This is a genomic window from Longinema margulisiae (genome assembly GCF_025266855.1).
Taxonomy (GTDB): Bacteria; Spirochaetota; Brevinematia; order Brevinematales; family Thermospiraceae; genus Thermospira.
The window spans coordinates 1,647,501-1,674,187 of sequence record NZ_CP053071.1; the positions used below are offsets into that span (position 1 = coordinate 1,647,501).

Annotated in this window: 27 protein-coding genes, 1 tRNA gene, 2 rRNA genes and 1 CRISPR repeat array (2 of these 31 cut by a window edge); of the genes, 20 read left to right on the plus strand and 10 right to left on the minus strand. The window is 47.5% G+C overall.

Features of this window, described 5'->3' with window-relative positions:
- A 23S ribosomal RNA gene (locus tag BREVNS_RS07415) occupies positions 1-2,202 on the plus strand (it extends 675 nt beyond the left edge of the window).
- A 36-nt stretch (positions 2,203-2,238) separates the two neighbouring features.
- Positions 2,239-2,346: ribosomal RNA gene (rrf, locus tag BREVNS_RS07420) — 5S ribosomal RNA — on the plus strand.
- A 602-nt stretch (positions 2,347-2,948) separates the two neighbouring features.
- Here rrf and BREVNS_RS07425 read toward each other — a convergent pair.
- Both BREVNS_RS07425 and BREVNS_RS07430 read right to left on the minus strand, forming a co-directional pair.
- Positions 2,949-3,731 (minus strand): transposase, encoded by a 783-nt coding sequence (locus BREVNS_RS07425; protein ID WP_483426382.1) that lies wholly within the window; start codon positions 3,729-3,731, stop codon positions 2,949-2,951.
- Positions 3,732-4,319: 588 nt separating this feature from the next.
- Entirely contained in the window at positions 4,320-6,803 is a 2,484-nt protein-coding gene (locus tag BREVNS_RS07430; protein ID WP_483426383.1) for an OmpL47-type beta-barrel domain-containing protein, read from the minus strand.
- Between the two features lie 235 nt (positions 6,804-7,038).
- Between BREVNS_RS07430 and BREVNS_RS07435 the strand changes: the two genes are divergently transcribed.
- The 4 genes from BREVNS_RS07435 to BREVNS_RS07450 all read left to right on the plus strand — a co-directional run bounded on the left by BREVNS_RS07435 (position 7,039) and on the right by BREVNS_RS07450 (position 9,533).
- Positions 7,039-7,668, plus strand: coding sequence for a cation efflux transmembrane domain-containing protein (locus BREVNS_RS07435; protein ID WP_483426384.1), 630 nt, complete (start codon positions 7,039-7,041; stop codon positions 7,666-7,668).
- 63 nt (positions 7,669-7,731) lie between these two features.
- On the plus strand, positions 7,732-8,595 hold the full coding sequence (locus BREVNS_RS07440) for a peptidylprolyl isomerase (protein ID WP_483426385.1): 864 nt from the start codon (positions 7,732-7,734) through the stop codon (positions 8,593-8,595).
- Positions 8,570-8,947 (plus strand): NusG domain II-containing protein, encoded by a 378-nt coding sequence (locus BREVNS_RS07445; RefSeq protein ID WP_483426386.1) that lies wholly within the window; start codon positions 8,570-8,572, stop codon positions 8,945-8,947. The genes BREVNS_RS07440 and BREVNS_RS07445 overlap by 26 nt, the downstream gene beginning before the upstream one ends.
- A complete protein-coding gene (locus BREVNS_RS07450; protein WP_483426387.1) occupies positions 8,931-9,533 on the plus strand; it encodes a Gx transporter family protein in 603 nt (200 codons plus the stop codon). Before BREVNS_RS07445 ends, BREVNS_RS07450 begins: the two co-directional genes overlap by 17 nt.
- Here the strand turns inward: BREVNS_RS07450 and BREVNS_RS07455 are convergent.
- Positions 9,444-10,445, minus strand: coding sequence for a hypothetical protein (locus tag BREVNS_RS07455; protein ID WP_483426388.1), 1,002 nt, complete (start codon positions 10,443-10,445; stop codon positions 9,444-9,446). The two genes, BREVNS_RS07450 and BREVNS_RS07455, sit on opposite strands and share 90 nt — an antisense overlap.
- A 144-nt stretch (positions 10,446-10,589) precedes the next feature.
- On the opposite strand from BREVNS_RS07455, the gene BREVNS_RS07460 reads away from it, so the two are divergent.
- From BREVNS_RS07460 to tilS, 10 genes are all read left to right on the plus strand, one after another.
- Positions 10,590-11,873, plus strand: coding sequence for an ABC transporter permease (locus tag BREVNS_RS07460; protein ID WP_483426389.1), 1,284 nt, complete (start codon positions 10,590-10,592; stop codon positions 11,871-11,873).
- Positions 11,866-12,525 carry an ABC transporter ATP-binding protein gene (locus BREVNS_RS07465; protein WP_483426390.1) on the plus strand — a complete coding sequence of 220 codons (660 nt, stop codon included), beginning with the start codon at positions 11,866-11,868 and terminating at the stop codon, positions 12,523-12,525. The genes BREVNS_RS07460 and BREVNS_RS07465 overlap by 8 nt, the downstream gene beginning before the upstream one ends.
- Positions 12,526-12,552: 27 nt before the next feature.
- Positions 12,553-13,428 (plus strand): branched-chain-amino-acid transaminase, encoded by an 876-nt coding sequence (ilvE, locus tag BREVNS_RS07470; protein WP_483426391.1) that lies wholly within the window; start codon positions 12,553-12,555, stop codon positions 13,426-13,428.
- The gene (gene ispE / locus BREVNS_RS07475; RefSeq protein WP_483426392.1) at positions 13,425-14,273 is read left to right on the plus strand and encodes a 4-(cytidine 5'-diphospho)-2-C-methyl-D-erythritol kinase; all 849 of its coding nucleotides are present in this window, start codon (positions 13,425-13,427) and stop codon (positions 14,271-14,273) included. Before ilvE ends, ispE begins: the two co-directional genes overlap by 4 nt.
- A 36-nt stretch (positions 14,274-14,309) precedes the next feature.
- Positions 14,310-14,570 (plus strand): septation regulator SpoVG, encoded by a 261-nt coding sequence (gene spoVG, locus BREVNS_RS07480; RefSeq protein WP_483426393.1) that lies wholly within the window; start codon positions 14,310-14,312, stop codon positions 14,568-14,570.
- A gap of 24 nt (positions 14,571-14,594) precedes the next feature.
- Positions 14,595-14,667 (plus strand) — tRNA-Gln (locus BREVNS_RS07485).
- Between the two features lie 25 nt (positions 14,668-14,692).
- Positions 14,693-15,667, plus strand: a complete 975-nt coding sequence (locus tag BREVNS_RS07490; protein ID WP_483426394.1) for a ribose-phosphate diphosphokinase — start codon at positions 14,693-14,695, stop codon at positions 15,665-15,667.
- 30 nt (positions 15,668-15,697) lie between these two features.
- A complete protein-coding gene (locus BREVNS_RS07495; protein ID WP_483426395.1) occupies positions 15,698-16,246 on the plus strand; it encodes a 50S ribosomal protein L25 in 549 nt (182 codons plus the stop codon).
- Between the two features lie 15 nt (positions 16,247-16,261).
- Positions 16,262-16,828, plus strand: a complete 567-nt coding sequence (pth, locus tag BREVNS_RS07500) for an aminoacyl-tRNA hydrolase (RefSeq protein ID WP_483426396.1) — start codon at positions 16,262-16,264, stop codon at positions 16,826-16,828.
- Positions 16,821-18,194 carry a tRNA lysidine(34) synthetase TilS gene (gene tilS, locus BREVNS_RS07505; protein ID WP_483426397.1) on the plus strand — a complete coding sequence of 458 codons (1,374 nt, stop codon included), beginning with the start codon at positions 16,821-16,823 and terminating at the stop codon, positions 18,192-18,194. Before pth ends, tilS begins: the two co-directional genes overlap by 8 nt.
- Here tilS and BREVNS_RS07510 read toward each other — a convergent pair whose 3' ends face one another.
- Entirely contained in the window at positions 18,195-18,560 is a 366-nt protein-coding gene (locus tag BREVNS_RS07510; protein ID WP_483426398.1) for a DUF3783 domain-containing protein, read from the minus strand. It lies immediately after the preceding gene.
- A gap of 11 nt (positions 18,561-18,571) precedes the next feature.
- A complete protein-coding gene (locus BREVNS_RS07515; protein ID WP_483426399.1) occupies positions 18,572-19,126 on the minus strand; it encodes a hypothetical protein in 555 nt (184 codons plus the stop codon).
- A 244-nt stretch (positions 19,127-19,370) separates the two neighbouring features.
- On the opposite strand from BREVNS_RS07515, the gene BREVNS_RS07520 reads away from it, so the two are divergent.
- The 3 genes from BREVNS_RS07520 to BREVNS_RS07530 are packed head-to-tail and all read left to right on the plus strand — an operon-like array spanning position 19,371 to position 21,816.
- The gene (locus BREVNS_RS07520) at positions 19,371-20,240 is read left to right on the plus strand and encodes a metal ABC transporter solute-binding protein, Zn/Mn family (protein WP_483426400.1); all 870 of its coding nucleotides are present in this window, start codon (positions 19,371-19,373) and stop codon (positions 20,238-20,240) included.
- Positions 20,237-20,974, plus strand: a complete 738-nt coding sequence (locus BREVNS_RS07525; RefSeq protein WP_483426401.1) for a metal ABC transporter ATP-binding protein — start codon at positions 20,237-20,239, stop codon at positions 20,972-20,974. Before BREVNS_RS07520 ends, BREVNS_RS07525 begins: the two co-directional genes overlap by 4 nt.
- The gene (locus tag BREVNS_RS07530) at positions 20,974-21,816 is read left to right on the plus strand and encodes a metal ABC transporter permease (RefSeq protein ID WP_483426402.1); all 843 of its coding nucleotides are present in this window, start codon (positions 20,974-20,976) and stop codon (positions 21,814-21,816) included. Before BREVNS_RS07525 ends, BREVNS_RS07530 begins: the two co-directional genes overlap by 1 nt.
- A gap of 155 nt (positions 21,817-21,971) precedes the next feature.
- Here BREVNS_RS07530 and BREVNS_RS07535 read toward each other — a convergent pair whose 3' ends face one another.
- Genes BREVNS_RS07535 through BREVNS_RS07555 form a run of 5 tightly spaced genes read right to left on the minus strand, consistent with a single transcriptional unit; the run spans position 21,972 to position 25,828 of the window.
- Positions 21,972-23,207: a bifunctional 3,4-dihydroxy-2-butanone-4-phosphate synthase/GTP cyclohydrolase II gene (locus BREVNS_RS07535; protein ID WP_483426403.1), complete on the minus strand. Its 1,236-nt coding sequence runs from the start codon at positions 23,205-23,207 to the stop codon at positions 21,972-21,974.
- A 55-nt stretch (positions 23,208-23,262) separates the two neighbouring features.
- On the minus strand, positions 23,263-23,541 hold the full coding sequence (locus BREVNS_RS07540; RefSeq protein ID WP_483426404.1) for a DUF167 domain-containing protein: 279 nt from the start codon (positions 23,539-23,541) through the stop codon (positions 23,263-23,265).
- Positions 23,542-23,550: 9 nt separating this feature from the next.
- Complete coding sequence (locus BREVNS_RS07545; RefSeq protein WP_483426405.1) at positions 23,551-23,841, minus strand: YggT family protein; 291 nt, start codon at positions 23,839-23,841, stop codon at positions 23,551-23,553.
- Positions 23,841-24,638 carry a pyrroline-5-carboxylate reductase gene (proC, locus tag BREVNS_RS07550; protein WP_483426406.1) on the minus strand — a complete coding sequence of 266 codons (798 nt, stop codon included), beginning with the start codon at positions 24,636-24,638 and terminating at the stop codon, positions 23,841-23,843. The genes BREVNS_RS07545 and proC overlap by 1 nt, the downstream gene beginning before the upstream one ends.
- Positions 24,635-25,828, minus strand: coding sequence for an aspartate aminotransferase family protein (locus BREVNS_RS07555; RefSeq protein ID WP_483426407.1), 1,194 nt, complete (start codon positions 25,826-25,828; stop codon positions 24,635-24,637). Before BREVNS_RS07555 ends, proC begins: the two co-directional genes overlap by 4 nt.
- A gap of 1 nt (position 25,829) precedes the next feature.
- Here BREVNS_RS07555 and BREVNS_RS07560 point away from each other — a divergent pair, with 1 nt between their 5' ends.
- On the plus strand, positions 25,830-26,006 hold the full coding sequence (locus tag BREVNS_RS07560) for a hypothetical protein (RefSeq protein WP_483426408.1): 177 nt from the start codon (positions 25,830-25,832) through the stop codon (positions 26,004-26,006).
- 349 nt (positions 26,007-26,355) lie between these two features.
- A CRISPR array of direct repeats spans positions 26,356-26,687; the repeat unit is 35 nt; it runs 2,103 nt beyond the window's last position.

The following is a 26,687-nucleotide window of genomic DNA, read 5'->3' on the forward strand; positions in this document are numbered from 1 at the left end:
TAGGGCGTCTAGTAACTACCTGTAGACCCGAAGCCGCGTGAGCTAACCATGGGCAGGATGAAGTCCCGGTAACACGGGATGGAGGTCCGAACCGGTAGGCGTTGAAAAGTCTTCGGATGACCTGTGGTTAGGAGTGAAAGGCCAAACGAACGTGGCGATAGCTGGTTCTTCCCGAAATGCATTTAGGTGCAGCCCTGTGAAGCAAGTGCTGGGGGTAGAGCGCTGGATCGGGACGGGGGATTTATCCTACCAACCCGAACCAAACTACGAATACTGGCACCCGAGGCACAGGAGTGAGAATGTGGGGGATAAGCTCCATATTCGAGAGGGAAACAACCCAGATCGTCGGCTAAGGTCCCGAAATACCGCTCAGTGGATAAGGAAGTGGAATGACCGAGACAGCCAGGAGGTTGGCTTAGAAGCAGCCATCCTTTAAAGAGTGCGTAATAGCTCACTGGTCGAGTTATTCTGCGCCAAAAATGTACGGGGCTAAGCGGTATACCGAAGCCACGGACTCGGAAGAGTGGTAGGGAAGCGTTCTACGAGCGACGAAGGATAATCGTAAGGTTATCTGGAGCGAGTAGAAGTGAGAATGCAGGCATGAGTACACGATAAAACGGGTAAAAAACCCGTTCGCCGAAAGCACAAGGGTTCCTGGGCTACGATATTCGACCCAGGGTTAGCCGGCCCCTAAGGTGAGGCCGAAAGGCGTAGCCGATGGGAATACGGTTGATATTCCGTAGCCACCTGTTGGAGTGAAGGGGTGACGCCCTGCATAGAGCCGTGCGGACTGACGGATGTTCGTCGAAGCCATTGAGGCTGGTGTGAGTGAAATGCTTGCGCCGCGAAGCCAAGAGGTGAGCGATCCACCTTTCGGGGTGGAGAAGACGGCCGAGTGTAGGGCCGAGAAAGAGCCTCTAAGCGATGAAGACAGGTGACCGTACCAAAACCGACACAGGTGTGCGGGGTGAATAACCTAAGGCGCTCGAGATAACTCTCGCTAAGGAACTCTGCAAAATGGCCCCGTAACTTCGGGAGAAGGGGTGCCTGCGGAAGCAGGTCGCAGTAAAGAGGCTCAGGCGACTGTTTACCAAAAACACAAGACTCTGCAAACTCGTAAGAGGAGGTATAGGGTCTGAAACCTGCCCAGTGCCGGAAGGTTAAGAGGAGGAGTTAGCCGCGAGGCGAAGCTTCGAATCTAAGCCCCGGTAAACGGCGGCCGTAACTATAACGGTCCTAAGGTAGCGAAATTCCTTGTCGGGTAAGTTCCGACCCGCATGAATGGTCCAACGATCTGAGCGCTGTCTCAGCGAGAGGCTCGGTGAAATTGTATGCTCGGTGAAGATACCGAGTACCTACGGCAGGACAGAAAGACCCCGTGGACCTTTACTACAACTTGGCGTTGAAACTTGGTTTACCATGCGCAGGATAGGTAGGAGGCTGAGAAGTGGGTGCTCTGGTGCTCATGGAGCCGACCTTGAGATACTACCCTTGGTGAATTGGGTTTCTAACTCTCGCCTTGCAATCGGGGTGGAGGACAGCGTCTGGTGGGTAGTTTGACTGGGGCGGTCGCCTCCTAAAGGGTAACGGAGGCGCCCAAAGGTTCCCTCAGCATGGTTGGAAATCATGCGAAGAGTGTAAAGGCAGAAGGGAGCTTGACTGTGAGGCTGACGAGCCGAGCAGGGACGAAAGTCGGGCTTAGTGATCCGGTGGTTGTGCGTGGAAATGCCATCGCTCAACGGATAAAAGGTACCCCGGGGATAACAGGCTGATCTTCCCCAAGAGTTCATATCGACGGGAAGGTTTGGCACCTCGATGTCGACTCATCGCATCCTGGGGCTGGAGAAGGTCCCAAGGGTTGGTCTGTTCGCCCATTAAAGCGGTACGTGAGTTGGGTTCAATACGTCGTAAGACAGTATGGTCCCTATCCGCCGTAGGCGTTTGGGCACTTGAGGGGAGCTGCTCCTAGTACGAGAGGACCGGAGTGGACGAACCGCTAGTGTACCTGTTGTCACGCCAGTGGCATAAGCAGGGTAGCTATGTTCGGAAGAGATAACCGCTGAAAGCATCTAAGCGGGAAACTTGCCCCAAGATGAGGTGCCCCATATGGTCCGTGGAAGACTACCACGTTGATAGGCTACAGGTGTAAGCGCAGTAATGCGTTGAGCCGAGTAGTACTAATCGACCATTAGCCTTGACCTTTTACCTTTTAGTCTCCCATCTTATCATGTTTTTATTGCTCTCGACCATAGCGGAGGGGGTACACCCGGTCCCATTCCGAACCCGGAAGTTAAGCCCTCCGTCGCCGATGATACTCCGCAAGGGGGAAAGTAGGTGTCGAGAGCTTTTTTTATTTTTTGGGAAAAAACCAATTTCCTGCTATTTCCTTATTTCAGCTAAAAGCCCCCTTTTGCTGAAACATGGGAATAGCCAAAGTGCAAACTCGGTGCGTGTCCAGAGAAAAAGCGGTAGGTTTTGCTGAAACAAAGTCATAGCCAAAGCCGGTAATAAACCTTTTCCCCTTCTTTTTATCTTCCTCATCCCTTCCAAGCTCCCTTTTCGTTGTGCAAAGAATAAATTATCGAGCCACTTGCACGAATGTGCAAAGGGCTTTTATCTTCAATCATCACGAGACCCTTGCGCGGGTGCTTTCTTGTCCTATCTGGGTCATGGGCTATGTCCCTGAAACCCCGATTTTTCCATTTACAAGGGCTTATTTGTCTTTTTTTGTTCAAAGGAATAGTTTTATTTATTACGTTAAGGAACATTTTTATACTATTTTTTGTTTTTTACTACTTTTTTGAGACCTTTGCACATTCGTGCAAAGGTCTCATCACTCTTTTTCCCTTTTGCAAACGAATATCCAGACGAGAAGCAGACTTCGAAGACTTTTCAGGATAAGAAGTTGGAACACCTCAGGAAAAATCCCAATCGTCGGTACGCCTTTCCTACAGGACGATGGATTCCTGAATGAGCGTCTTGTAAGGAAGCAGAAGCTCTTCCCTATTTATCATCGACAAAAGCTTTTTCATTCGAAGGTCAGAGTCCTGATACAATGAAAAAAGACAAAACTCATCAATGTAGCGCTGAGGGTGTTTTCGACAGCCATGGTGATAAAGGTTTTCAAGTCGGTTAACAAGTTGCTGAAAGATATCAGAAAAAGCTTCAGGGACCTCAAGAATCGCCGCGGTATTTTTACAGGAGAAGAGTGTCTTAAGACTATCGCACGAGATATTCTCTACAAGGTGAATGTGAAAATGGGTGGGAGAGGACGCATTATCACATTCGATAACCTGAAAGGGCCGTTTCTTTTCCCTCTGGACTTTTTTGATGCCAGGGAGAAGAAAAAATTTCCGAAGAAGGTGGCGAAGGTGGTGTTTTTGCCTTGCCGAAAGGGCTCGCATCAGGTTGCGGACCTTGTGGAGAAGTAGCCAGGCGGCTTTGTAGCTTACCCCAAGATGTTTGGCAAGACTCACGCCGTTAACGTTTCCTTCACAGATAATAGCCATAGCGCAGAGCCAGGTTTTGAGAGAAAGATGACTTTTGCGCATGACAGATATGCTTTTGATGGAAAACTGGTAACGGCAATGCCTGCACTGGTAGAGAGGACGACTGGAGAGTCGGTAGGCGGAATTTTCACATCGGGGACAGCGGATTTTTCCGTGCCAGAAGAGATCTTCAAAAAATTGGATAGTCTCTTCTTCGCTGTAGGTGAAAACATCTTTTGTCATAGGAGCCTCCTGTTTTTTTCTTTGTATATATTATCGAAAAAATATTGTCAAGGTTGTCCAGAAGTGGTTAGAAAGTTGTTATGGCAGGAAATTTTTCTCGTGCTATTCCCTTGTTTCAGCAAAAAAAGGGGGGTGCTGAAATAAGGTAATAGCCAAAGGAGCAATTGTACTATCCTCGTTGACCCCAAAGCATATGGTTTTGCTGAAATAGGGTAATAGCCAAGGTCTTTGGGAAGCGTATGTTTGCTGACACATAGTATTAGGACCTGCTCTTCTCTCTGGGAGAAGGGCGCTGGAAATTTTTGCTATTCCCTTATTTCAGCCAAAGGGGGCTTGTTTGCTGAGACAGGGTGATAGGAAGGGGTGTGGGGGGTTTGTATGGCAGTGGGTTAAACGTTTAATCAGGGGGTGGTTGGCTGAAACAAGGGAATAGCCAAAGGCTAAAACCTCACCTCTTCTTCCCCTTGTCTCATGAGTTTTGCTGAAACATGGTAAGAGCCAATGGTTTGTCCCAAAGACCCAAACAACCACTTTGCAAAAAAAGCCCCCGGAGAAGCCGGGGGCCATGAGAAGAGAGATGGTTTTTCTTTAGTTCGTCCAGACAGCCCAGTTTGTCCCATAGGTGGCCAGTGTCCAGTTGGTATTGAAGCTCATTCCAGGCCCAAGTTTTACAATAGTATTGCTATTGATGATGGCCACGTACTCACTGGCTTCAGCCTTGAGGATGGTGATAGGGCTTGTGGAACGGATTCCCTGTGCCTTTCGGATGGCTATCAGGGTATTGATCTTGTTCTGAAGATAACTTCCACTATCAAAGTAGTCGTACCAATAGACGCAGGGGATGCCTGGATGAGTGAGGATATAGGCGTAGCCGATCTCCCGCTTGTCCTGGGGAAATGGCCAATGCTGCTGTCCACCACCCGGAGAGTACCCTGTATCATGGTTATCCACAAAGGTGACACTCATCGCAGGCCACCAGCCGATAGCCCCAATAGGTTTTCCATCAGGATCTCTGAGACGCCAGTATTCATTGTTTTGAACAGCAAGCATCAATTGCCATTTGGTGGTAAAATCGAAAACGGTAGATTTTCCGCCAGAGTTATCAATCCAGTTCATGAGAGCCTGTCGATGGTAGTTGACAGCACTTCCAGAAGCATTATAATCCGTAATATCTGGCCAGAGTTCTCCCACAGAGAAGTAGGGTTTGGTGGCTTCATTGTAGTTGCTGTTATAACGGGAGTGATATCCTTTGACATAATCGTATCGCCACCCGTCGAACCCGATTTGTCTCAGCCACTTCATCCAGAGAATGATATTAGACTGCACATCTGGGTTGGTATGGTCGAGATCCCGCCCTGCTTCATATCCCGCTCCTGTATCAGCTGCTCCTGTGGGATTACCCCCATTAGCTTTCCATTCGTCGTCGCTACAGACAGCGGCGTTGTTGTTGGCAAAGGCAGGATCGGTGAAGTCAGCCCAGTTTGCTGTCCCTACACGGTGGTTGATCACAATATCGGCGATCACCTTGACTCCAGCCTGTCGTAGGGTACTTACCGCATTGGAGAGACTACTGCCGTTGCCATAACGGGAAAAGAGATTATACCACCGGCGGGGTAGGTAGCCATTGTTATCCCCACTATCGGAGACAGGGGGAAGCCACACCATGGTAAAACCAGCGGAAGCGATGGTATTGGCATTATTTGCCAGTGTTGTCCACCAGTTTCCATTGGTGGAGGCCCAGTGAAAACCCTGGAGCATAATATCATACCCATTCCCATTGTAGCTTGGATTGGTGTATTCGGTATAACCGGAACTATTGGTGTTGGTATTAGTGTTGGTGAGAGGAATAACTACAGTAAAAGAGAGGCTATTGGTGAGAGAAACATTGCCCGCATAGTCAAGACTGTAGGCATACACCGTATGTGTTCCTTCTGTGAGGTTGGAGAGAGGGTAGGTAAAGGCGGTGCTTCCTCCAAGGAGATAGCTTCCACTATCTATTTTGAGGTAGGTTGCCTGAACGCCAGAACCACTATCACTACTTGTGCCGGTGATGGTTACCTGGGTGTTGGAAAGTACTATTCCATTGGCTGGACTGGTAAACGTGACAACAGGGCGGAGAGTGTCCACGAAAATGGCTATCTGAGTGGAATTGGTTTTGCCTGTTGAGGAAATAGCCCGTGCCCGGATGAGGTTTGTCCCTTCGCTACACCCAAGATTATAACTCCAGGTTGTGGTTCCTGTGGCGGTAAGCCAGTTGCTTCCATTGAGGCTCACCTGCACAGAGACGATGCTTCCACTTGAGACGGAGCTTGTACCGCTTATCGTGAGATCAGAACGGTTGGTGATGGTCCCCGAAAGAGGGGAGGAAATAACAATGGCCGGTACACTCTGGTCGGAGAAAAGATACAGAGAGGTATTGGTGCTATTTCCAGAGGCATCAAAAACGAAGAGATTGAGGGTGTTGGTCCCTTCTTCTAACGAAAGGGAAAGAGAGAGGTTGGTTGATGGCGTGGAAAGTGGAAAAACATTTGTAGGCATGTTGTTGAGCTGGTAAGAAAACATCCCGAGAAGACTGTTGTCAGAGAGACTCACGATCAGGGTAGTACTCTCTCCTACCATTTGCCCATTGGTTGGGGAAAGAAGAGAAAGAACCGGTGGTGTCGTGTCATTGGCTGTAATGAGGACGTTGGTGGTGGGAGTGGTAGCGACATTTCCAGCCTTGTCGGTAGCAGAGGCAGAGAGGGTATAACTCCCCACCGGCAGAAGCACAGTGAAAGAAGCACTCCCATTGGTGGAAGGAGGATTTATTGTTTGAGTGATATTGGTGGTAAAGTTGGTATTGAGTATCAAGAGAGACACTTCTATGACCCCTGTGTCGTCGGTATAGGAAACCGTGGCAGTACACGATGAGGCCGCAGTAGAGAGACTATTGATCATCACCGTAGGGAAGGCGGTATCATTGGTATTTTGGTTTTCCTTGGGAGTGGTGGTACACGATGGCAAACTCCAGAGAATGAAAAGAAAAACTCCCAGCGAAACAAGAAGGTATTTTTTCAAAAAGGGAAAGGGCATAGATTTCTCCTTAAAAAGAATTTTATATATTATACGTGATACATAAGAAAAAAGTGAAATTTTTTTCAACTATTTCTTTTTGGGAAATAGAGTTATGTGCAAAAATGGGCAAAATGACTTAGAAAAGGGCATCAATTTTTTTTAGAAAAAAGGGGCTTAGAATGATGTGGCCAAAAAGTTGCTTTTTGGTTTTGAAAGGTTTATAATAAAACATACTAAATTTGGAGGATTTTTTATGAAAGAAAGGGTACTCTATCGCATGGCTTTTGGACTAGCACTTTTTACTATTTTCTATAATGTGGCGGAGGGTGTGTTTTCGATGGTGTTTGGTTTTTCTGATGAGAGTTTGGCGCTCTTTGGTTTTGGCATTGATAGTTTTGTGGAAGTGATATCCGGTGTTGGAATTGCCCATATGATTATGCGAATCTGGAAACATCCTGGGGAGGAAAAGAGTAGGTTTGAACAGGCGGCTCTTCGTATAACAGGTTCATCCTTTTACCTTTTGGCTGGAGGACTGGTAATTTCAGCCTTCTATTCGATATGGAAAGGGCATGAACCGGAGACGACTTTCTGGGGAGTGGTCATTTCTTTTGTTTCCATTGTGACCATGTGGCTTCTGGTGATAGCAAAGAAATGGGTGGGCAGACGTCTTTCTTCTGAGGCGATTCTTGCGGATGCCAATTGTACGCTTGTGTGTATTTATATGTCTTTGGTGTTGTTGGGGAGTAGTATCCTGTATGAGATTTTTGGACTGGGTTTTTTTGATAGTGTCGGGGCTTTGGGACTTGCCTTTTTTTCCTGGAGAGAAGGAAAAGAAAGTTTTGCCAAAGCTCGAGGGGAAAGTTGTCACTGTGCTCATGAGTAAACGTTTGCCTTTTTTCATGTTCCTTCTTATAATATTTGAGATAGAAGAGGGAGGCAGGAAGGCATGGATGTTATCTCTGTAAACGGGAGAGTGATTACTGACAAGGATATTGATAGGGCCATGGTACGGTATATTGTTCAGTTAGAAGAGGACGAAAGGCCCTATGAACCCACCCCGGAAAATCTCAAGTTTCTTCGGGTAGAGGCTTCGAATGCCTTGGTTTCAAGGTCTCTTTTGCTTGAACGGGCAAAGCAGAGGGGATGTGAGGTTTCTGAGGATGAGATTGAAGAGGAAATAAAGGGGATTCTTTCTCATTTTGAAAGCCAGGAGAACTGGGAAAATAATCTCACCCTTTTTCAGCTTTCTGAAGAGGAGGTTCGAGAAGAGGTTCGAGGGGACATGATGATTGAAAAACTCATTGATCTTGAGTCTTCTCAGGAACCGATTACCGACGAATTGGTGCATTCTTTTTATGATATGAATGCCCAGTTTCTGAAGGAACCCACTCTCTACACCTTTTATGAGATCTCTGCTTCCACCAAGGAAAAAGTAGAAGAGATTGTTCGTTGTTTGAAAACCATGTCGGATATTGTAGAAATAGAAAATCGTATCAAGGATTTAGGTGAAACCTTTCTCCACCATGTGGATGTGGTAGAGGGAAGTATTCCTGAGGAAGTACGGGGAGTGGTGGGGGATCTTGCAAAAGAAGAGATAGGGACCATGGTGCTTCCTGATGGGGGGTATGTGGTGTACAAACTCCTTGGTCGTCGTGAGGGGAAACAGCGCCCTTTTGAGAGTGTGAGGGAGGACTTGAGGCGTTATCTTGAACATGAACGGAGGATCAAGACCTACCAGCGTCTTCTTGATGAGGAGATGGAAAAAGCGGATATCAGGTATCTTCATGTCGAATATTTTGAAAACCGTTAAAAAAGGGGATGTCGTTTCTCTCTTTTTGGTGGGGATGTTTCTGGTTGGGCTTGTGTTGGCTGGGTGGAGTGGAAAGCGAGGGAGTTATGTGGAAATCAGGGTTGAAGGTCGTCGCTATCGTTATCCACTGGATGAAGAGAGGGTCTTTGAATGGCAAAGTTCTCACGGGAGGGGAAAGGTAGAGATCAAAGGGGGAAAGGTGAGAATGCTTGAATCCACCTGCCGGGATCAGATCTGTGTGAAAAAAGGATGGATCTTTCGTACAGGGGATGCTATTCTCTGTATGCCGAATCATGTGGTGGTAGAGATTGTGGGGGAAGAGAAAGAGGAGTGGGATGGGATTACTGAGTGATATTGAGCATTTTGAGAGGCTTTCTTCTGAGAGGCAAGAATTTTTGATGGCCTATCTGGTGGCTATTGCTTCGCTTCTCTCTGTGGTGGATAGCTGGATTCCAAAACCACTTCCATTAGCCAAGATAGGGCTTGCGAATATTGTGACCCTTGTACTTGTGATGAGGTCTCGCTATCGTCTTTCTTTTGTGGTGGCTTTTTTTCGTGTGGTGGTGAGTCATGTGCTGGGAGGAACGCTTTTTACCTTCGGGTTCTGGCTTTCTCTTGCTGGTTCTGTCTTTTCTGCCTTAGTGATGAGTGGGGTGCATCGGATAGGGGGAGAGTGGCTTTCTGTGTATGGGATTTCTCTCTGGGGGGGGTGGGCTCATGCGCTTGCTCAAGGGGTGGTGGCCGGGCTTTTCTTAGGGTTTAATAGGGGAGTGATTCTCTACGTGGCTTTTCTCATGATCATAGGGATCGGAACATCGCTTGCGCTTGGATGGATAGTCCAGAACTATTTAGATACCGAGACCGAGATAGACAAGAATCATCAGGATGAGAAGTCCAATGCCACCCATGACCCAGAAGAGAAAACTTCCGCCCTTTGAGAGGGATTGAGAGGTTTCAGGGGTAGTCTCGATGGTAGAAACGGCTGGTTCAATCGTTTTCTGGGCTTTGCGCTTATCCTGGGCGCTATCGTAGAGTTTCACCTTGACGGTGTCTTCGTCGATGGATTTTCCGTAGATACCAGGGCCAATCTCTACCAGCACCGTATAAATCTTGCCTTCTTTGGAGACCTTTTTCACCGTGGCGGGGACGGGGAGGATCTCTCCACCTTCATTAGCTCCCAAAAGATCGTTGAAGTACTGTCCACGGCTGGTCTGTTCGGTAATCTTGATAAAGATTTTGGTTCCTTCTTTGAGTTCGTAGATAGGAACACCAGAGATTGGAGAAAGAACAAGGGAAACATCAAGAACAACGGCACTTTCTTCGAGTTTTGGTTCGGTTTGTGTTGGTTTTGCTTGATTTTGAATGTTTAGATTATTGAGCATATCGCGCTCTTCGCGCATCTTTTTGACATTCTCAATATCGCTTTTGGTGATGGTTTCAATGGCAAGTTCAACCTTGACGCCTTTGTCCCCTGTAGGACGGGCTAAAAATTCTTCAAAGAAGTTAGCGGCTTTGTTGACCATGGCTTTTTTGATGGCGTTCCAGATATCCGGGCCACGTCCTGTCCCTGGCTGGAAGAGGTCTTCGAGGGTTGCCTGAACATCGTGGGTGAGGCTCGTGGCGAATTCTCCCTTCCATCTGAGTTTGGTGATCATATCCTGAAGTTCACTCCAGGGCATGTTGATATTGGTGTCATAGACGGTGCTGAAATGGGAGGCAACGGTTTCTATTTTGTCGGTATTTTTGGTGACGTTATCCATAAAAATGAGAAAGAGTCCATAGGAGCTGGAAGCGGTGGCTTTGAAGCGACCCTTGATGACGAGATAATTGGTATCGGGAGCAAATTCCACAGCGTACTCCTTTTCTTTTTTTGCCTTTTCTTATGGGTATATCTTATCACGTCGAAGGCAAAAAGTCAAGAAAGTTTACATCTTTTTCTTTTTCGTGTATAATATATACAATGAATTTATCGGAAAAAGTGGGAGAATACTTAAATGAATGTGATTGTTTACTTAGCGACGAAATATCTCAAGTTCAAAGGGACGGATAGGGGTATCTCGATTATCTCGGTGATAGCCCTGCTCACCATTGTGGTGAGTGCCATGGCGGCTACCGTTATTCTTTCGGCGGCAAACGGGATGCATTATAACTATATGGATAAGCTTGCGTCCAAGGATTTTCATGCGGTTATTTATGGGTATGGACGGGGGGTTCCGGATTATGAGACGTTGGCTCTGGAACTGAAGAAAGCCCCGGGGGTGGTGGATGTGGTGCCGTTTTTGGATCAGCAGGCACTTATCAAGGGGCCGCTTGGGACTTATGGGGTGATGGTCAAGGCTTTTCCCCGGGAGTTTTATCAGAATGATAGGGAGTTTCGGACTCGTTTTGCATTGATGAAGGGAGAGGAGACCAATGCTTCCTGGCGTCATGCGATTTTCATAGGGTATAACCTTGCGGATAATCTCGGGGTTTCTGTGGGGGATTGGGTGTATCTCACCCTTGTAAATGATGATATGCTGAGTTTGCTTCAGTACAAATTCAGGGTGGCGGGGATTTTTGAGGCTGGGTATGCGGAGTATGATACGTCTCTGGTGTTTGTGAATCTTGAGGATGCCCTGGCTCTGGAAGAGAATTCGAGGGCGTCGCTTGCGATACGGGTGAAGGATCCTTTTCAAATAGAACGATGGCTTCCCAAGATCCGGGAAATCTCTCCCTTTTATGTCTATAGCTGGAAGTCTCTCAATCGCAATAACCTCGTGAATATCCGTAATGAAAAAGTGATGATGAGAATTATTCTCACCATCTTTTTCATTGTGGTGTGTTTCAATATTCTCTCTACCATGATGGCAACTGTCCTTGATAAACGGGAGGAGATAGGTATTCTCAAGGCAATGGGGCTCAGGCCAAAGTCGGTGATGAGTGTGTTTCTGATGGATGGTTTTCTCATTGGGGTGATTGGAAGTGCGGTCGGGATCTTCTTTGGGCTTTTCTTTGCCCTGAATCTCAACAATATTCTCCATGGGATTGAGGCTTTTGTGAATTTCTGGAATCAGGTGGCGTATCTGACTCTCAGGGTTTTTGTGACGGTGAAAAAACCGGCAAAATTTGAATTTTTTGATCCGACGGCTTATTATATACGAGAATTCCCCATGCGGATTCAGTTAGAGGATCTGGTGGTGATTATGGGGCTTTCGGTGGTGTGCAGTATGCTTGCGGTGATATGGCCCGCCTACCGTGCAGGCAAACTTCGTCCGATAGAGGTGCTTCGCAATGACTGAGATGATTGTGGGGAGATCGCTTTCCAAGGAGTATCGGACACTTGTGGATAGAGTGCAGGTGTTTGAAAATATGGAGGTGACGATTGCCCGTGGTTCTATGGTGGCTCTGGTAGGCGAGTCGGGAAGGGGAAAAACCACCCTTCTCAATATCCTTTCAGGGCTGGATAGACCTTCGTCGGGAGAGGTGTGGTTTGGTGGTGAAAGGATTGATACCCTTGATGAGGAGAGGCTCTCGGATTTTCGGAGCCGGCATGTGGGGTTTATCTTTCAGCACCATTACCTTTTAGAGGATTTTACGGCTATAGAGAATGTGCTTCTACCGCTTCGAATCGGGGGAAAAACCATAGGAAGCAAGGAGAAAGAGAGGGCAAGAGAACTTCTTGCCCGGGTGGGGCTTGAGAATCGGCTTTCTCATTATCCTGACCAGCTTTCCGGTGGGGAGAGGCAACGGGTGGCTATTATACGGGCGCTTATCCACGATCCGGATGTGGTGTTTGCCGATGAGCCAACCGGGAGTCTTGATAGAAGAAATGCCGAGATGGTAGAACATCTCATCTGGGATCTCTGCCGGAGCATGGGCAAAACCTTTGTGGTGGCTACTCACAATATGGAGCTTGCTAAACGGTGTGATGCGATTATCAATTTAGGATGATTATAGATAGGCATAGAGGAGAGGCGTATGGGAAAGTTTGTGTATCTCAATGGAGAACTGGTTCCACAGGAAGAGGCCAAGATCAGTGTTTTTGATCATGGGGTGTTGTATGGAGATGGGGTTTTTGAGGGGATCCGGGCGTACAATCGCCGGATTTTCAAACTGGATGAGCATGTAGAAAGGCTTTATAATTCAGCGAAGATCATCATGCTTGAGATACCCATCTCGCAGGAAGAGTTCAAGAAAGCTATTATCAGTGTTTGTAAGGCCAATGAGATTGTAGATGGATATATTCGCCCTGTGGTTACCCGTGGAGCAGGAACGCTGGGGCTTTCTCCCTGGCTTTGTTCCAAACCAAATATCTTTGTGATTGCGGATACGATTAAGCTTTATCCGGATGAATATTATGAGAAAGGGCTACCAATTGTGACGGTGCCCACGAGACGCAACTTGGCTGAGGCGGTCAATCCTATTGTGAAATCTCTCAATTATCTCAACAATATTTTAGCCAAGATTGAGGCGAAAAATGCTGGTGCAGAAGAAGCGATTATGATCAATCAGGATGGGTATGTAGCTGAGTGTACCGGGGATAATATCTTCATGATCAAGAAGGGAGTTCTCTATACACCACCGGTGTATATGGGAGTGCTTCCGGGTATTACCCGCGCTACGGTGATGGATTTAGCCACGGAAATGGGTATCAAGGTGGTGGAAATGCCCATCACGAGGGGGGAACTCTTCATTGCTGATGAGGTGTTCCTCACAGGAACGGCCGCTGAGGTAGTGCCTATCTCTTCGATTGATGGACGAAAGATTGGTAGTGGAAGTGTTGGGCCTCTCACGAAGAAACTTATCGACCGTTTCAAAGAGTATGTGAAGACGGTAGGTACGCCCATCGCATGAAGTTTCTTTCCCATGCCAAAATAAATCTCTATCTTGATGTCGTGGGACGTGATACGGATGGCTATCATTTTATTGAGAGCCTTTTTCAGGAGGTGAGCTTGGCTGATGAGATTGAAATCGAGCCAGCCGAACGTGACCGTGTGATTTTTGAGGGTATGCAGGTGGAGGGAGACACCACCGTTCACAAGGCTCTCCGGCTTTTCAGGCAGTCCTTTGGAACAAAGACAGGCTATACTATTACGGTGAGAAAACGGATTCCCATGGGGGCTGGACTTGGTGGAGGAAGTTCCAATGCGGCCACGGTGTTGCGCCTTCTGGCTGAGAAAGAAGGGGTTAATAAGCGCGAGTTGCCTGCACTTGCTTCCCGGATAGGAAGTGATGTGCCATTTTTTCTCACAGGTGGGATGGCGTGGGTGAGTGGAAAAGGAGAAAGGATAGAACCTCTCTCTTTTCAGCTGGAAAAGGTGTACTTTCTCATTGTCTATCCGGGGATTCATATCAGTACAGCGTGGGCCTATAGCCTTGTCAATGACTACCAACCACACAATACAAAAGAAAATATTTTGGCTGCATGGGATGGCTCACTTGATTTTTTGCGAAAAATAGTGTATAATAAATTCCAGCCTTTTGTGTTTGGAGCGTGTGAGGAGCTTGCCGCCAAAAAGACTATGCTGGATCGAGAGAGTCAGGCCTCGCTTTCTTTTATGAGCGGAAGTGGGTCCTCGTTTGTGTATGTGTACGATTCGGCTGGTAAGCGGGAAGAAGAGAAAGATCGCTTCTCCACCATTGAGGGTATGCAGGTGTTTTGTGCGGACCCTGTATATCACACAAGTAAAAAAGGCTAAAAAGGGTTTTTCAATTTTCTACAGGAGGATAGACCTATGGAAATTACCGACATCCGCATCAAAAGGGTTGAAGGTGAAAACAAGTTGAAAGCGTATGCTTCTGTGACCTTTGACAACAGTTTTGTTGTCCACAACATCAAGGTTATAGAAGGGAACAGCGGGTTGTTTATCGCGATGCCTTCTCGCAAGACGAGAAGCGGTGAGATGAAGGATGTGGCTCATCCTATCAACACCGAGTTTCGTGAAAAGATGCAGAATGCCATCCTCGAGAAGTATAACGCTGAGGTTTCTGCATAAGATTGCGTAACGGATGAAAGATTCTGGGGCGTCGCCAAGCTGGCAAGGCATCGGGTTTTGGTCCCGACATTCGGAGGTTCGAATCCTTCCGCCCCAGTTTTGTCTTTTTTGGAAAAAGGAGCATGAGTGTGCCGACAGGTGATTTGAAACTGATTGCGGGACGGGCCAATCGTCCCTTAGCAGAGAAGATTGCTCGCTATATTGGTGTGGATCTTGTTGATGTCTATATCACAGAGTTTGCCGATGGGGAGATTTTTGTCAAGATCCGAGAGGATATTCGGGGAACGGATGTGTTTGTGGTGCAGCCAACATCCAATCCTGGCCACAAAAATCTCATGGAGCTTCTTATTCTTGTGGATGCTCTGCGCCGGGCGTCGGCGGCAAGTATTACAGCGGTTATCCCCTACTTTGGGTATGCGAGACAGGATCGCAAGGCTGAACCACGTGTGCCTATTACGGCCAAGTTGGTGGCCAATCTTCTCACTGTGGCAGGTGTGAATCGTGTACTCACCATGGATCTTCATGCGGCTCAGATACAGGGATTTTTTGATATCCCTGTTGACCATCTCTATGCGACTCCTGTCTTTTTAGAGCATGCTAAACAGCTCGGAGATTTGTCCGAGTATATTGTGGTTTCGCCTGATACAGGAGGGGTGGAACGGTCTCGTTTTTTTGCCCGTCAGATTGATGTGGGATTGGCCATTCTTGACAAACGGCGGGAGAAGAAAAATGAAGCCGAGGTTCTCAACCTGATTGGAAGTGTTGAGGACAGGCATGTCATCATGATTGATGATATGATAGATACAGCCGGGACGATTGTTCAGGCTGCGGATATTCTGAAGCGTCGGGGGGCAAAGACAGTGACTGTGTATGCCACCCATGCGGTGCTTTCTCATCCGGCGGCTGAGAGGCTTCAGAATTGTGCGATTGATAGGTTGTGCTTGACAGATACTATTTATATGGACGAGAATAAACGGAGTATTATTGGAGAGAAACTCCATATTCTCTCGGTGAGTGAACTCTTTGGAAAGGCTATTGAGAGAATCCATCTCAACCTTTCGGTGAGTTCGCTTTTTGTGAATGTGCCAAAGACGTAATGCGATAGAGATTGTGAGGAGGAGAATACTATGTCGAAGACGACACTGACACTCAAGGCAGAGCTTCGCTCGAATACAGGAACATCGGCTGCTGTTAAGGTGCGTGAGAAGAACGGGCTTCCTGCCGTTATTTATGGACCAGAACTGAAAGAAAATCTCTATATTTCCCTCAGTGCCAATGAGTTTGAGAAGGTCTTTCAGTCTGTGGGAACACACAAGCCTTTTACGGTAGAAGTGGGCAAAAACAAGTATCAGGTTATCATCAAGGGAATCGAGATTCATCCTGTATCTCGCAAGATTTTGCATGTGGATCTCTACGCCTATGCTGAGAAGAAGCCCTTTGTGACAGAGGTTCCTGTGAAGTTTGTGGGTACCCCCATCGGAGTGAAAGAAGGTGGGAGTATGTTTGTGTATGCCCGCAAGCTCAAGATCAGCACTACCATTGACAAGCTTCCCGAGGTGATTGAAGTCGATGTTTCTCATCTCAAGGCAAAAGACTACCTGATTGTTCGTGATGTGAAACTGGACGGTGTGAAGATCATGACTCATGAGGGAACAACGTTAGTAGAGGTTAGATAATAAGAAAAAGGAGGTGTGCTCTTGAAACTTGTCGTAGGGTTGGGAAACCCTGGAGAAGAGTACGAACAGACGAGGCACAACCTTGGTTTCATGGTGCTTGACCGTTTGGCGGCGAAGTATGATGCGGTTATTGACCTGAAGAAAAAGAAGTCGTTAGTTGCCCGTATCAAGATTGACAAAGAAAAGGTCATGCTCCTGAAACCTCAGACTTTTGTCAACCTGAGTGGAGAAGCGGTTCTCTATATGGCCAGTTTTCTCCGTATTATGCCGGAAAATATTATTGTGGTATGTGATGATCTCAATCTCCCCCTTGGGAAGATGCGGATAAGAGGGTATGGCTCAAGCGGGGGGCACAATGGTATCAAGTCGCTCATCCAGTTTTTGAAGTCGGATAATTTTCCACGGGTGAGGATTGGTATTGGTGCGCCCCCAGAGGGCAAAAGGATGGAAGACTATGTTCTTGAGCCTTTTACCCCTGAGGAGATGGCAATTCTTGATCCGGTGATAGACAGGGCCTGTGAAGCTATTGAAATGATAGTGATGGGTAACCTCGAAGAGGCCATGAACAGGTTTAATGGATAGGGTGCTTGATCCTCTTGAGAGGGCTTTCTTAGACCATTGGCGGAAACTGGCCGGAAATGAGGTCTCGTGTGTTATTGGATTCTCTGGAGGGGCTGATTCTACCGCCCTTTTGTATTTGCTTTTCAGACTTCGTTCTTTTTTTGCTCGTTTTGAGGTTGTGGCCTATCATCTCAATCATGGTCTTCGGGAAACGGCCAGCCGAGATGAGGCGTTTTGTGTCTCTGTCTGTGAGAGGGTTGGTGTTCTTCTTGTGGTGGAGCATGAGGATGTGGAGGCGCTGGCCAAAAAGCATGGCTGGTCGATTGAGGAAGCCGGAAGGGAGAGACGACGAGAGGGATATGAACGGGTCCGCACGCAGTATGGGCTTAGGTGGATATGCCTGGCCCATCAGAGGGATGATCAGGTGGAGTCCTTTTTGCTCAGGCTTTTTCATGGGGGTGGGATTGAGTCGCTTGCCGGGATGAGACCTAAAGAGGGGGAGTATCTTCGTCCCTGTCTTTCGTTCTCTCATCACGACATGGTAGCGTATCTCAAACGGATTGGAGTGGGCTGGTGTGAGGATGAGTCCAATGAGGAAAGGGAGTTTGAGAGGAACTGGATTCGTCATGAACTTCTACCCCTTGTTGAACATCGCTTCCCAGCGGTTCGGGAAAAGATAGTCAAAACTATGGGTTTTCTTTCTTCGGTTTCTGAGATGATTGGGGAGAGGCTTTCTTTGTTAGAGAAGGAGGTGGAGTTTTTTTCCGGGGGATGGAGGCTTCCCCGAGATCTTTTTTCGACCACTGGAGAGTTCTGGGTAAGGGAGATGGTGCGTTCTCTCTGGCGAAAGGAGGGTATCACCTTTGTGAGGGGGAGCTGGCTTGAGGCTATCCGGGAGTATGAGGATCATGAGTGTCGAGAACTTGTTCGAAATGAATATGGGGAACTGTTTCTTGATCGGAAGTGGCTTACCTGGGTGAGGGGCAGGGAGTTTTCTCTCCCCTGTCATGTGGTGATGGAGAGAGGCGAAAGGGTGGCCTCAGGGCCATGGCGATTGGAGTGGGAGGAGGGGGAAGGTTTACCCGAGGGATTTCCCAAGGCTTCTCTGGAACGGATGTTTCTCCCGATGGAGGTGGAAAGGGTGGTTATTCGCCCTGTTTCTGCGGGAGATAGGATAGGGCTTCAACAGGGACATAAAAAGATCCAGGATATCTGGGTGGATGAACGTATTCCCTGGCTTGAACGTCGCTGGTCTTTTGTCCTGGAGAAGGATGGGCTGGTGATGGCGGTGTATATCCCTTCGTTAGGGTTTCGGGTGAGCCGGGAGTTTTATGTGGAAAAGGCTTCTTCTCGATGGCAGGGGATAAGGGTGACCTTTGTGGGGTAATCAGGGGTTTTTCTTTTGTTTTTGCCAGAGGCGGTATTCTTCGAGAAGGTGTTCAAGAAGATAGCCGAAACGCCATTTCACATTGTCCGGGGTGAGACCACAAAAGATTGGACGACTTACTTCTTTGGGGAAGTTATAGACAGTTTTGGAGATGGCCTCATCTTCAAAATCAACAAATACCATCACCTTGAAGGGATGAGAGAAAAAGATTTTGTCCGGGCGCATGGAGATGATCTCTGTGACTGTGGCGTTTTCCATTCCACAGGCAGAGAGAATGTCAATCTCTGTTTCAAGCAGACTCTGAAGTCCTTGTTGAAGTCGTGTGGCTTCATCCTGTTCGTAGCCGTAAAGAATAATCGTGGGCATACTGTTCTCCTTCAGAAAAGTATTCCTATGGAAAGGCCTTCAAGATCAACGTGCCGGGTATACATGGCAATACCGGTTTTGCTTCGTTCTGGATCGACGAAGGGGAGAAGAATACTCACCGCTGGTTCGATCACAATTCTCCCAATGATAAATCGATACCCTAAGGAAATGTCCACAAAGGGAAGAAGAAAATGGTCAGACACAGCCCCTGTGGAAGGGTCAGCGGTGATCACCTGGTCATATCCAAAACCGGTAGCAAGAAAAAAGCCTCTTGGCCACTTCGGGCTATGTCCCCAGGGTTTATACCCTATGAGAAGAGAGGATACATAGTTGTCCACTCTTTTTCCGACGGCTGTTTTGGCAGTTTCAACAACGCCGTGACGAAGACGGGCAAAGAAGTTGGAAGAAAGCGAGAAATCAACAAGCATACCCCATCCCATTCCTTCGTTGACGAGTCCCTCTGTGGTCCAGCTGAGATCGATGGCTATCGTATGGTTGGATATGGTGGCTTCTCCAAAGAGGGGGAGAGACAAGGAAAAAAGAACAAAGAGAAAAAGTTTTTTCATACGCACTCCCTGCAAAATATAGGTATAGTGTAAGGTAAGAGAGGGAAAAAGTCTATTTTTGTCGGGAAAAAGGCGAATAGAGTTTGGCTATGTCGATGTTTCAGCAAAAAGGGGGTGTTTTGCTGAAACAAGGGAATAGCCATAGGTGTTTTTTGAAAGAACTTTTTGGGGTTTTGGTGGTGATTTGACTTTTTTCTCCCTTTTATGTATATTATACGCAACTCAGTTGCGTTTTGGAGGGAGTATGATGGGTTTATGGAGAAAAGCACGTCTCTTTTTGTTTTTTGGGGCATCGGTGTTGTTTGCGAAGCCTCTTGAGGTGTTTGTGAGTATTGCTCCTCAGCGTTATGTGGTGGAGAGGATTGGTGGTGAGAGAGTGCGGGTCGATGTGATGGTTCCAGAGGGCAAGAGTCCTCATACCTATGAGCCAACGCCTTCTCAGCTTGCTCTCTTGGGCAAGGCTTCGGTATGGTTTACGCTTGGGCTTGAGTTTGAGGGTGTACTCGTGAACAAGGTGAAAAAGAGTTATCAGCGTCTTCTTGTTGTGGATACCTCTCAGGGTATCAAGAAACGACTCCTCTCAGAAAAAGAGACAGGGGAACATGCCCATGAGGAAGACAGAGCAGGGGCTCCAGATCCTCATATCTGGATGAGTCTCAGGCTTGCGAAAATTCAGGCAGGGCATATTCGGGATACGCTTATTTCCCTTGACCAGGCCGGCAAAACAATCTATGAGGCAAATTATGAAGCTTTGGTCAAGGAACTGGATGAACTTGATCGAGAGATAAGCACGATGTTAGCCCCTTATAAGGGGAGAGTGTTTTTTGTTTACCATCCTGTCTTGGGGTATTTTGCGGATGATTATGGTCTTCGTCAGATGGCTATTGAAATTGGGGGCAAGGAACCTTCTTCTCGTGTGTTAAGTGAAATTATCCAGCGGGCGAAAAAGGAAAAGGTAAGGGTGATCTTTGTCCAGCAGGGATTTTCACGAAGGAGTGCGGAAGCGGTGGCAAAAGCCATCAATGGAAAGGTGGAGGAATTCAATCCCCTTTCGGCTGATTATGTGGGTATGTTTCGCAGGATAGCCACAGCTCTTGTTGAGGCATGGAAATGAGAGAAAGGGTTGTTCTTGAAGTCAGGGATCTTTCATTCGGATATACGGATGTTCCTGTTCTTGAGAGGGTGAGTTTTGGGGTGCGTGAGGGGGAGTTTGTCACCATTGTGGGTCCCAATGGGGGAGGGAAAACTACCCTTCTGCGGCTTCTTCTTGGTCTTCTTCGTCCATGGAAGGGGACGATCTCTGTGTATGGAAAGCCCGCTGAGGAACAGAGACGGCTCATGGGATACGTACCTCAGCATGGGGTTTTTGATAGACAGTTTCCTCTCACGGTAGAGGAGATGGTTCTCCAGGGGAGAATAAAACCCTGGGGTTGGTACACCCGTGAGGACAAAAAAAGGGTGGATGAGGTTTTGGAGAAGGTGGGGCTTTTGGCCTTGAAAAAAGAGTCGTTTTTTCATCTTTCCGGCGGCCAACTTCAGCGGGCGCTCATTGCCCGGGCGATGGTTTCAGAAGCTCCTCTTTTGTTTTTGGATGAACCTTCGGCAAGTATTGATAGTGAGAGTGAAAAGCAGCTTTTTGATCTTCTCCAGGCTTTGAAGGGAGAAAAGACCATTCTTCTGGTGACCCATGATACGGGCTTTGTGCACACGATAACAGATAGGGTGCTCTGTATCCATCGGGGTTTATGCGAACATCCGTTTGAAACCTCGCAAGAGGTTTCGGCTTTTCATGGCTATGGTCCTGAGTATGGACGTGTGGATCACGCTCAGGTGAAGGAGGGAAGGTAATGGAGTCATTCTGGTCTATGCTGTGGAGTGCGGAGGTACCTTTTCTTCGGTATGCACTGTTGGCCTCTCTTTTTGCCAGCGTGCCATTTGGGATGATGGGTGGCTTTGTGGTGGTGAAGCGGATGAGTGCTATGGCTGGGGCGGTGAGTCATGCTATTATTGGGGGAGTGGGGCTTGGGATATACCTTCAGGTGGTCTGGAAGTGGTCCTGGGTGTCTCCCACGATTGGGGCTATGGCGGCTTCTGTTCTGGTAGGGCTTCTCATCGGGTGGCTCTCTCTTCGGGGAAAACAGCGGATGGATACTGTCTTAGGAGCCGTGTGGGTGATTGGAATGTCTGTAGGGCTTCTCCTTCTCTCTCTCACCCCCACCTATACTGATCCGATGAGTTATCTCTTCGGGAATATTCTCTTGCTTTCCATCGGGGATGTATGGTTGGTGGGGATTTTGGCGTTTCTTGTTTCTGTGCTGACGGTGGTGTTTTATCCTCAGTTTCAGATGGTGAGTTTTGATGAGGACTTTGCCCTGACTCGAGGGGTAAAGGTAGTTTTTTTCCAGATGCTTCTCATTCTTCTCGTGGCTCTCACGGTCTTTCTCATGCTTCAGGTGATGGGGTCGATCATGGTGATTGCGCTTCTCACCCTTCCTGCGGCTATGGCTTCTCTGTTTCACAAGAGACTTTCCTCGGTGATGGTTACGGCTTCTTTTTTGGTGGCTTTCTTTTCTCTTTTAGGAATGGTGGTGAGTTATTATCTGGATCTTCCTACAGGTTCTGTGACGGTTTTGTTGCTTGCCCTTGGGTATGTGCTTACCCTCATGGGAAAGATCTGGAGAAGAAAATAATGAGACCCTTGCCCATTCGTGCCAACGTCTCGGAAGGTGAGTGTCTTTCGTGGGAGAAATATCTGTCTTCCAGGGGGAGAGACGTCTTTTCCCTTTTTGGGGAAACTCTCTTCTATGACTCTCCCGAATACCACAGGGAGTGAGTTTCGTGAGATTTATTTGTTGTCTTTGTGATCGTGGTGATGAAAGAGATGACCCATTTTGACCTCTTTGGTGTAGAGGTAATGTTTGTTCACTTCGTTAGGCGGGATGATGATGGGAACCCGTTCGACGATCTCAAGACCATAGCCACTGAGTCCTATGATTTTGGTGGGGTTATTGGTGAGGAGTCGGATTTTTGAGATGCCAAGGTCTTTGAGAATCTGGGCTCCAATACCATAGTCCCGGAGATCTGGCTTGAAACCAAGGTGGATATTGGCTTCGACGGTGTCGAGTCCCTCTCTCTCCTGGAGGTCATAAGCCTTGATTTTGTTGACGAGGCCTATCCCTCTTCCCTCCTGTCGCATATACAGGAGTACGCCTTTTCCTTCCTTTTCTATCATGCGGAGGGCATTGTGAAGCTGATCCCCGCAATCACAGCGAAGGGAACCAAGGATATCCCCGGTGAAACACTCCGAATGGACACGAACCAGGACGGGTTCATCTTCTTTCCATTCTCCTTTGATGAGGGCTACGTGTTCTTTGAAATCGATGTCGTTTTCATAGACAATGATCTGAAAATCCCCATACTGTGTGGGAAGGTGGGCCTGGGCGGCACGGAAGACGTGTTTTTCTTTGTTTCGCCGGTACTCGATAATCTGAGCCACGCTGATGAGGGGCATATGATGGCGTTTGGCAAATTCCACGAGGTCGGGGAGACGGGCCATCGTGCCATCGTCTTTGAGAATCTCACAGATAGCCCCTACGGGTTGAAGACCGGCGAGTCTCATGAGATCGACCGCTGCTTCTGTATGTCCTGCCCTTTTGAGAACTCCCCCTGGCCGAGCCTTGAGGGGAAAGATATGCCCCGGTCTTTCAAAGTCTTCGGCCTTTGAAGAGGGATCGGCTAACTTGTTGAGCGTAAGGGCTCGTTCATAGGCTGAGATGCCTGTGGTGGTGTCCTTGTGGTCCACAGAGACGGTAAAGGCTGTACCCCATTTTTCATCGGCATCCTGTGCCATAATGGGAAGATGAAGCCTTTCTGCAATTTCTGGAGCCATGGGAGCACAGAGAAGCCCTCTTGCCTCTTTGAGGATGAAGTTCACTTTTTCCGGGGTGGCTTTCTCAGCGGCGAGGATGATGTCTCCCTCGTTCTCTCTATCCTCATCGTCGACAACAACAATCATCTCTCCTCGTTTGATAGCCTCAATGGCTGTTTCCACAGAATCAAAGACAAAGGGCTTCTCACTCATAAAAACTCCACACGAAAAATTCTCTTCTAAAGTATACACAAAAGAAGGGGAAAAGTCAATCAGATGGCTTTCTGGAAGAAAGAAGGGTTTTGAGTTTTTCTTCGTCCCAGTCTTCGATACTGACGACCTTGTGGCGACTTTTTTCCCCATGGAGGATCATGATCTTTGATCTTGGGATACCAAGGACGCGGGAGAGGGTATCTCTCACGGCACTATTGGCTTCTCCATCAACGGGAGCGGCATGGACACATACCTTGATGATGTCTCCTTCAAGGAAGATACCCTGTCGGCTACTTCGGGGTACCACAGTGATGGAAATACCCTTTTTGGACATGGAAATACCCTAAAGGGTGGCAAGCCACATCATAGCCCGGCTGAGAACAAGACGCAGAAGATAAATGAGAAGAAAAACATACATGGGAGAAAAATCCAACATCCCGAACCGAAGAGGGGGCAGGATACGCATGACAGCGTTGTAAACGGGTTCACAGAGAGCTGAAAGAAACCGGGAAATTCTGCCTAATATCGGATCACTGTCATTGATGGGAAGCCATGAAATGATAATATAGGCAAAAAATATCCAGCTATAGACCTCCAAAGCCACCATAAGATACAGAAAAACGTAACCAAGCATTATTTTCCTCCTAATTCGCGGGAACGTTTTGTGGCTTCAGAAACGGCTTCCATAACAGTAGAACGAAGACCACCTTTTTCGAGGGCGTACACCCCTCTTGCAGTGGTACCCCCGGGGGACATGACCATGTCCTTGAGGTCTTCGAAACTTTTTTCGTCCTTGAGGGCCTGAAGAGCGAGCGCCGCTGAACCGAGAACAGTTTGTATGGCGAGTTTCTTGGCAATGTCTCGTGGGAGACCTTCCATCACACCAGCATCAGCTAACGCCGAAAGGAAGAGGAAGACATAAGCAGGGCCAGAACCAGAGAGACCTGTGACTGCATGGAGGAGCTCTTCTTTACTTACTACCTCAGCTATGCCCAAGGTACCAAAGATATTGAGAATCATCTGACGCATGGTATTGGAGAATTCTCCGTCGAAGTAAATGGCTGAAGCTCCTTCTCCTACCTGGGCTGGAGTATTGGGCATCACTCTGGCAATAGGACAGGTTGTCCATTGGCGGTAGAAAGAGACCGGCAGGCCTGCCACAATAGTGACAAGGGGATTTTTGTGGTTTTTGAGAAGATGGTGATTGGCTTCACAGAAGGAGGAAACATCCTGTGGCTTGATGGCGAGAAGCACAATATCACATTGAAAGACCTCTTCCAGCTTTTGGGCCTGAAAGGTAGAGCGTGGCAGTCGAGAGAGTTTGGCCTGAGCTATGTCGGAAACGACAATTTTGTCAAAGAGGTTTTTTTTGACAACGCCACGCACAATGGCCTGTCCCATATTTCCATATCCGATAACGCCGAGGGTCATTGTTTTTCTCCTCTCTTTTCTTTTAAAATGGCCTGAAAGGTTTGCAAAAAGATCTGAATTTCTTTTTTTGTGATGGTAAGGGGTGGCGCAAGCCTGAGGGTGTTTTCGCCTGCACGAAGAGTGAGAATTCCCCTCTGGAGAAAGGCCTCTATCACCTCACTCACCGCTAACGAGGGGGCAAGATCGATACCTATCATCAGCCCATATACCCGGATATCGACAAGAAGATCCGGAAACTGCTGGCGAAGAGCTGTCAATTGAGAGTGAAAGAAACTGGATGTTTTTTTTACCTTTTCAAGAAACGTTTCATTCAGGGTGTTGAGAACGGATGACGCCACAGCGCAGGCGAGAAAGTTTCCTCCAAAAGTGGAAGCGTGCATGCCGACAGGCATGCTCTGGGCGATGGCGCGTTTCACGATGATAGCCCCTATAGGAAATCCATTGCCAAGACCTTTGGCAAGGGTGATAATGTCTGGTTCTATGCCAAACTGTTGATATCCAAAGAGGGTTCCTGTTCTTCCCATGCCGGTCTGGACTTCATCGATGATGATGAGAGAATTTTTTTCACGGGCGAGGCGGGAAATTTCCTGTATGAACTCCTGAGGGAGAGCTCTCACTCCTCCTTCGCACTGGATAACCTCAAGAAAGATAGCACATACCTTGTCATCCCAGGTTTTTTGGAGTTCTTGGATGTTCCCTGGCTGAACAAAGGCAATCTCTCCAAGCAGTGGATCAAAGCCCTGTTTGTATTTTTCTTGTCCGGTGAGACTGATGGTGGCAATGGTTCTCCCATGAAACGACTGCTGAAGGGCTATGACTTTGCTTTTGCCCTGTTTGTTTCCCCAGAGGCGGGCTATTTTGAGGGCTCCATCGTTGGCCTCTGCTCCACTATTGGCAAAAAAGACCATGCCGTCAAAGGTTTTTTGTATCAGAGTCTCGGCTAAGTCCGCCTGGGGTTGTTGATAGAAGAGGTTGGAGATATGCCAGATTTTGCTGGCTTGTTTTTTGAGGACTCGTACAACAGCAGGATGACGATGACCAAGATTGACCACGGCTATGCCTGAGGTCATATCAAGATAACGTTTGCCATTCTCATCCCAGACATAGCATCCTTTGCCTCTGGTAATAGTGATAGGGGTACGCTTGTAGAAGGGGATGAGATAGCGGGTAGCTTTTTCTTGTGTGGTCACGATGCGACTCCTTCTTGAAACTATAAGTAATTATATGGTGAGTTCTCTTAAAATACAAGTTTTTGGGTGTTTTGGTGGGTTTATGGTTTTTGGCTTTCTTATTGAGAACCGTAGCATGGGCAATGGCTATAATCATGTTTCAGCAAAGACCTTTTGTTTAGCTGAAATGTGGTTATAGCCTCTCTCTCACTTAATACCACGTAGACCTCAAGGCTAGCGTAAGGTCTACGAATCTGATAGGGGTATTCAGTTTTCGATGTGGAGCGAAATTAAAAATGTTCTCTCCCCTTGACAGCAGGCTCAAATTGTGCTATACTATGCCTGTAATATCTGTCAAAAACCTATGACGCAGACCTCCCTCAGGTGTGTAAGTGCTTATTTTTCCGTAGAGGTCTGAAGTCTTTGCAGGACAAGAGGATATAGAACTGAGGTGATACTTTTTTGAATGGAAAGGGCTCTTTTTGGTGGGGATCTGCAAAAAAGAGGGGGCTAAGTGCTTGTCTTTCAAGGCCCAAAAAGGGGGTGCTGTAGAAAAAGATTGACCTGTTTAAGGGATTACGACTCGCCATATATTTCCTCCTTTCTCTTTTATCTTCGCTTAGTAGAAAAAGATTGACCTGTTTAAGGGATTACGACTTGTCCAGGTTGACACTAATCTTCCTCCTATACGAGTAGGGTAGAAAAAGATTGACCTGTTTAAGGGATTACGACTTTCTTTCTTCGCTTATATTATAACACGTCGTTTTTGGGTAGAAAAAGATTGACCTGTTTAAGGGATTACGACTTTCCCGTCTATAATCATATATTCCTCCTTTTTGTTTTCTTGTAGAAAAAGATTGACCTGTTTAAGGGATTACGA

Excerpts from the sequence above, each read along its gene's own strand:
- BREVNS_RS07425 (WP_483426382.1), bottom strand. The coding sequence starts at position 3,731 with ATGACAAAAGATGTTTTCACCTACAGCGAAGAAGAGACTATCCAATTT.
- BREVNS_RS07430 (WP_483426383.1), bottom strand. The coding sequence starts at position 6,803 with ATGCCCTTTCCCTTTTTGAAAAAATACCTTCTTGTTTCGCTGGGAGTT.
- BREVNS_RS07435 (WP_483426384.1), top strand. The coding sequence starts at position 7,039 with ATGAAAGAAAGGGTACTCTATCGCATGGCTTTTGGACTAGCACTTTTT.
- BREVNS_RS07440 (WP_483426385.1), top strand. The coding sequence starts at position 7,732 with ATGGATGTTATCTCTGTAAACGGGAGAGTGATTACTGACAAGGATATT.
- BREVNS_RS07445 (WP_483426386.1), top strand. The coding sequence starts at position 8,570 with ATGTCGAATATTTTGAAAACCGTTAAAAAAGGGGATGTCGTTTCTCTC.
- BREVNS_RS07450 (WP_483426387.1), top strand. The coding sequence starts at position 8,931 with ATGGGATTACTGAGTGATATTGAGCATTTTGAGAGGCTTTCTTCTGAG.
- BREVNS_RS07460 (WP_483426389.1), top strand. The coding sequence starts at position 10,590 with ATGAATGTGATTGTTTACTTAGCGACGAAATATCTCAAGTTCAAAGGG.
- BREVNS_RS07465 (WP_483426390.1), top strand. The coding sequence starts at position 11,866 with ATGACTGAGATGATTGTGGGGAGATCGCTTTCCAAGGAGTATCGGACA.
- ilvE (WP_483426391.1), top strand. The coding sequence starts at position 12,553 with ATGGGAAAGTTTGTGTATCTCAATGGAGAACTGGTTCCACAGGAAGAG.
- ispE (WP_483426392.1), top strand. The coding sequence starts at position 13,425 with ATGAAGTTTCTTTCCCATGCCAAAATAAATCTCTATCTTGATGTCGTG.
- spoVG (WP_483426393.1), top strand. The coding sequence starts at position 14,310 with ATGGAAATTACCGACATCCGCATCAAAAGGGTTGAAGGTGAAAACAAG.
- BREVNS_RS07490 (WP_483426394.1), top strand. The coding sequence starts at position 14,693 with ATGAGTGTGCCGACAGGTGATTTGAAACTGATTGCGGGACGGGCCAAT.
- BREVNS_RS07495 (WP_483426395.1), top strand. The coding sequence starts at position 15,698 with ATGTCGAAGACGACACTGACACTCAAGGCAGAGCTTCGCTCGAATACA.
- tilS (WP_483426397.1), top strand. The coding sequence starts at position 16,821 with ATGGATAGGGTGCTTGATCCTCTTGAGAGGGCTTTCTTAGACCATTGG.
- BREVNS_RS07510 (WP_483426398.1), bottom strand. The coding sequence starts at position 18,560 with ATGCCCACGATTATTCTTTACGGCTACGAACAGGATGAAGCCACACGA.
- BREVNS_RS07515 (WP_483426399.1), bottom strand. The coding sequence starts at position 19,126 with ATGAAAAAACTTTTTCTCTTTGTTCTTTTTTCCTTGTCTCTCCCCCTC.
- BREVNS_RS07520 (WP_483426400.1), top strand. The coding sequence starts at position 19,371 with ATGATGGGTTTATGGAGAAAAGCACGTCTCTTTTTGTTTTTTGGGGCA.
- BREVNS_RS07525 (WP_483426401.1), top strand. The coding sequence starts at position 20,237 with ATGAGAGAAAGGGTTGTTCTTGAAGTCAGGGATCTTTCATTCGGATAT.
- BREVNS_RS07530 (WP_483426402.1), top strand. The coding sequence starts at position 20,974 with ATGGAGTCATTCTGGTCTATGCTGTGGAGTGCGGAGGTACCTTTTCTT.
- BREVNS_RS07535 (WP_483426403.1), bottom strand. The coding sequence starts at position 23,207 with ATGAGTGAGAAGCCCTTTGTCTTTGATTCTGTGGAAACAGCCATTGAG.
- BREVNS_RS07540 (WP_483426404.1), bottom strand. The coding sequence starts at position 23,541 with ATGTCCAAAAAGGGTATTTCCATCACTGTGGTACCCCGAAGTAGCCGA.
- BREVNS_RS07545 (WP_483426405.1), bottom strand. The coding sequence starts at position 23,841 with ATGCTTGGTTACGTTTTTCTGTATCTTATGGTGGCTTTGGAGGTCTAT.
- proC (WP_483426406.1), bottom strand. The coding sequence starts at position 24,638 with ATGACCCTCGGCGTTATCGGATATGGAAATATGGGACAGGCCATTGTG.
- BREVNS_RS07560 (WP_483426408.1), top strand. The coding sequence starts at position 25,830 with ATGCGACTCCTTCTTGAAACTATAAGTAATTATATGGTGAGTTCTCTT.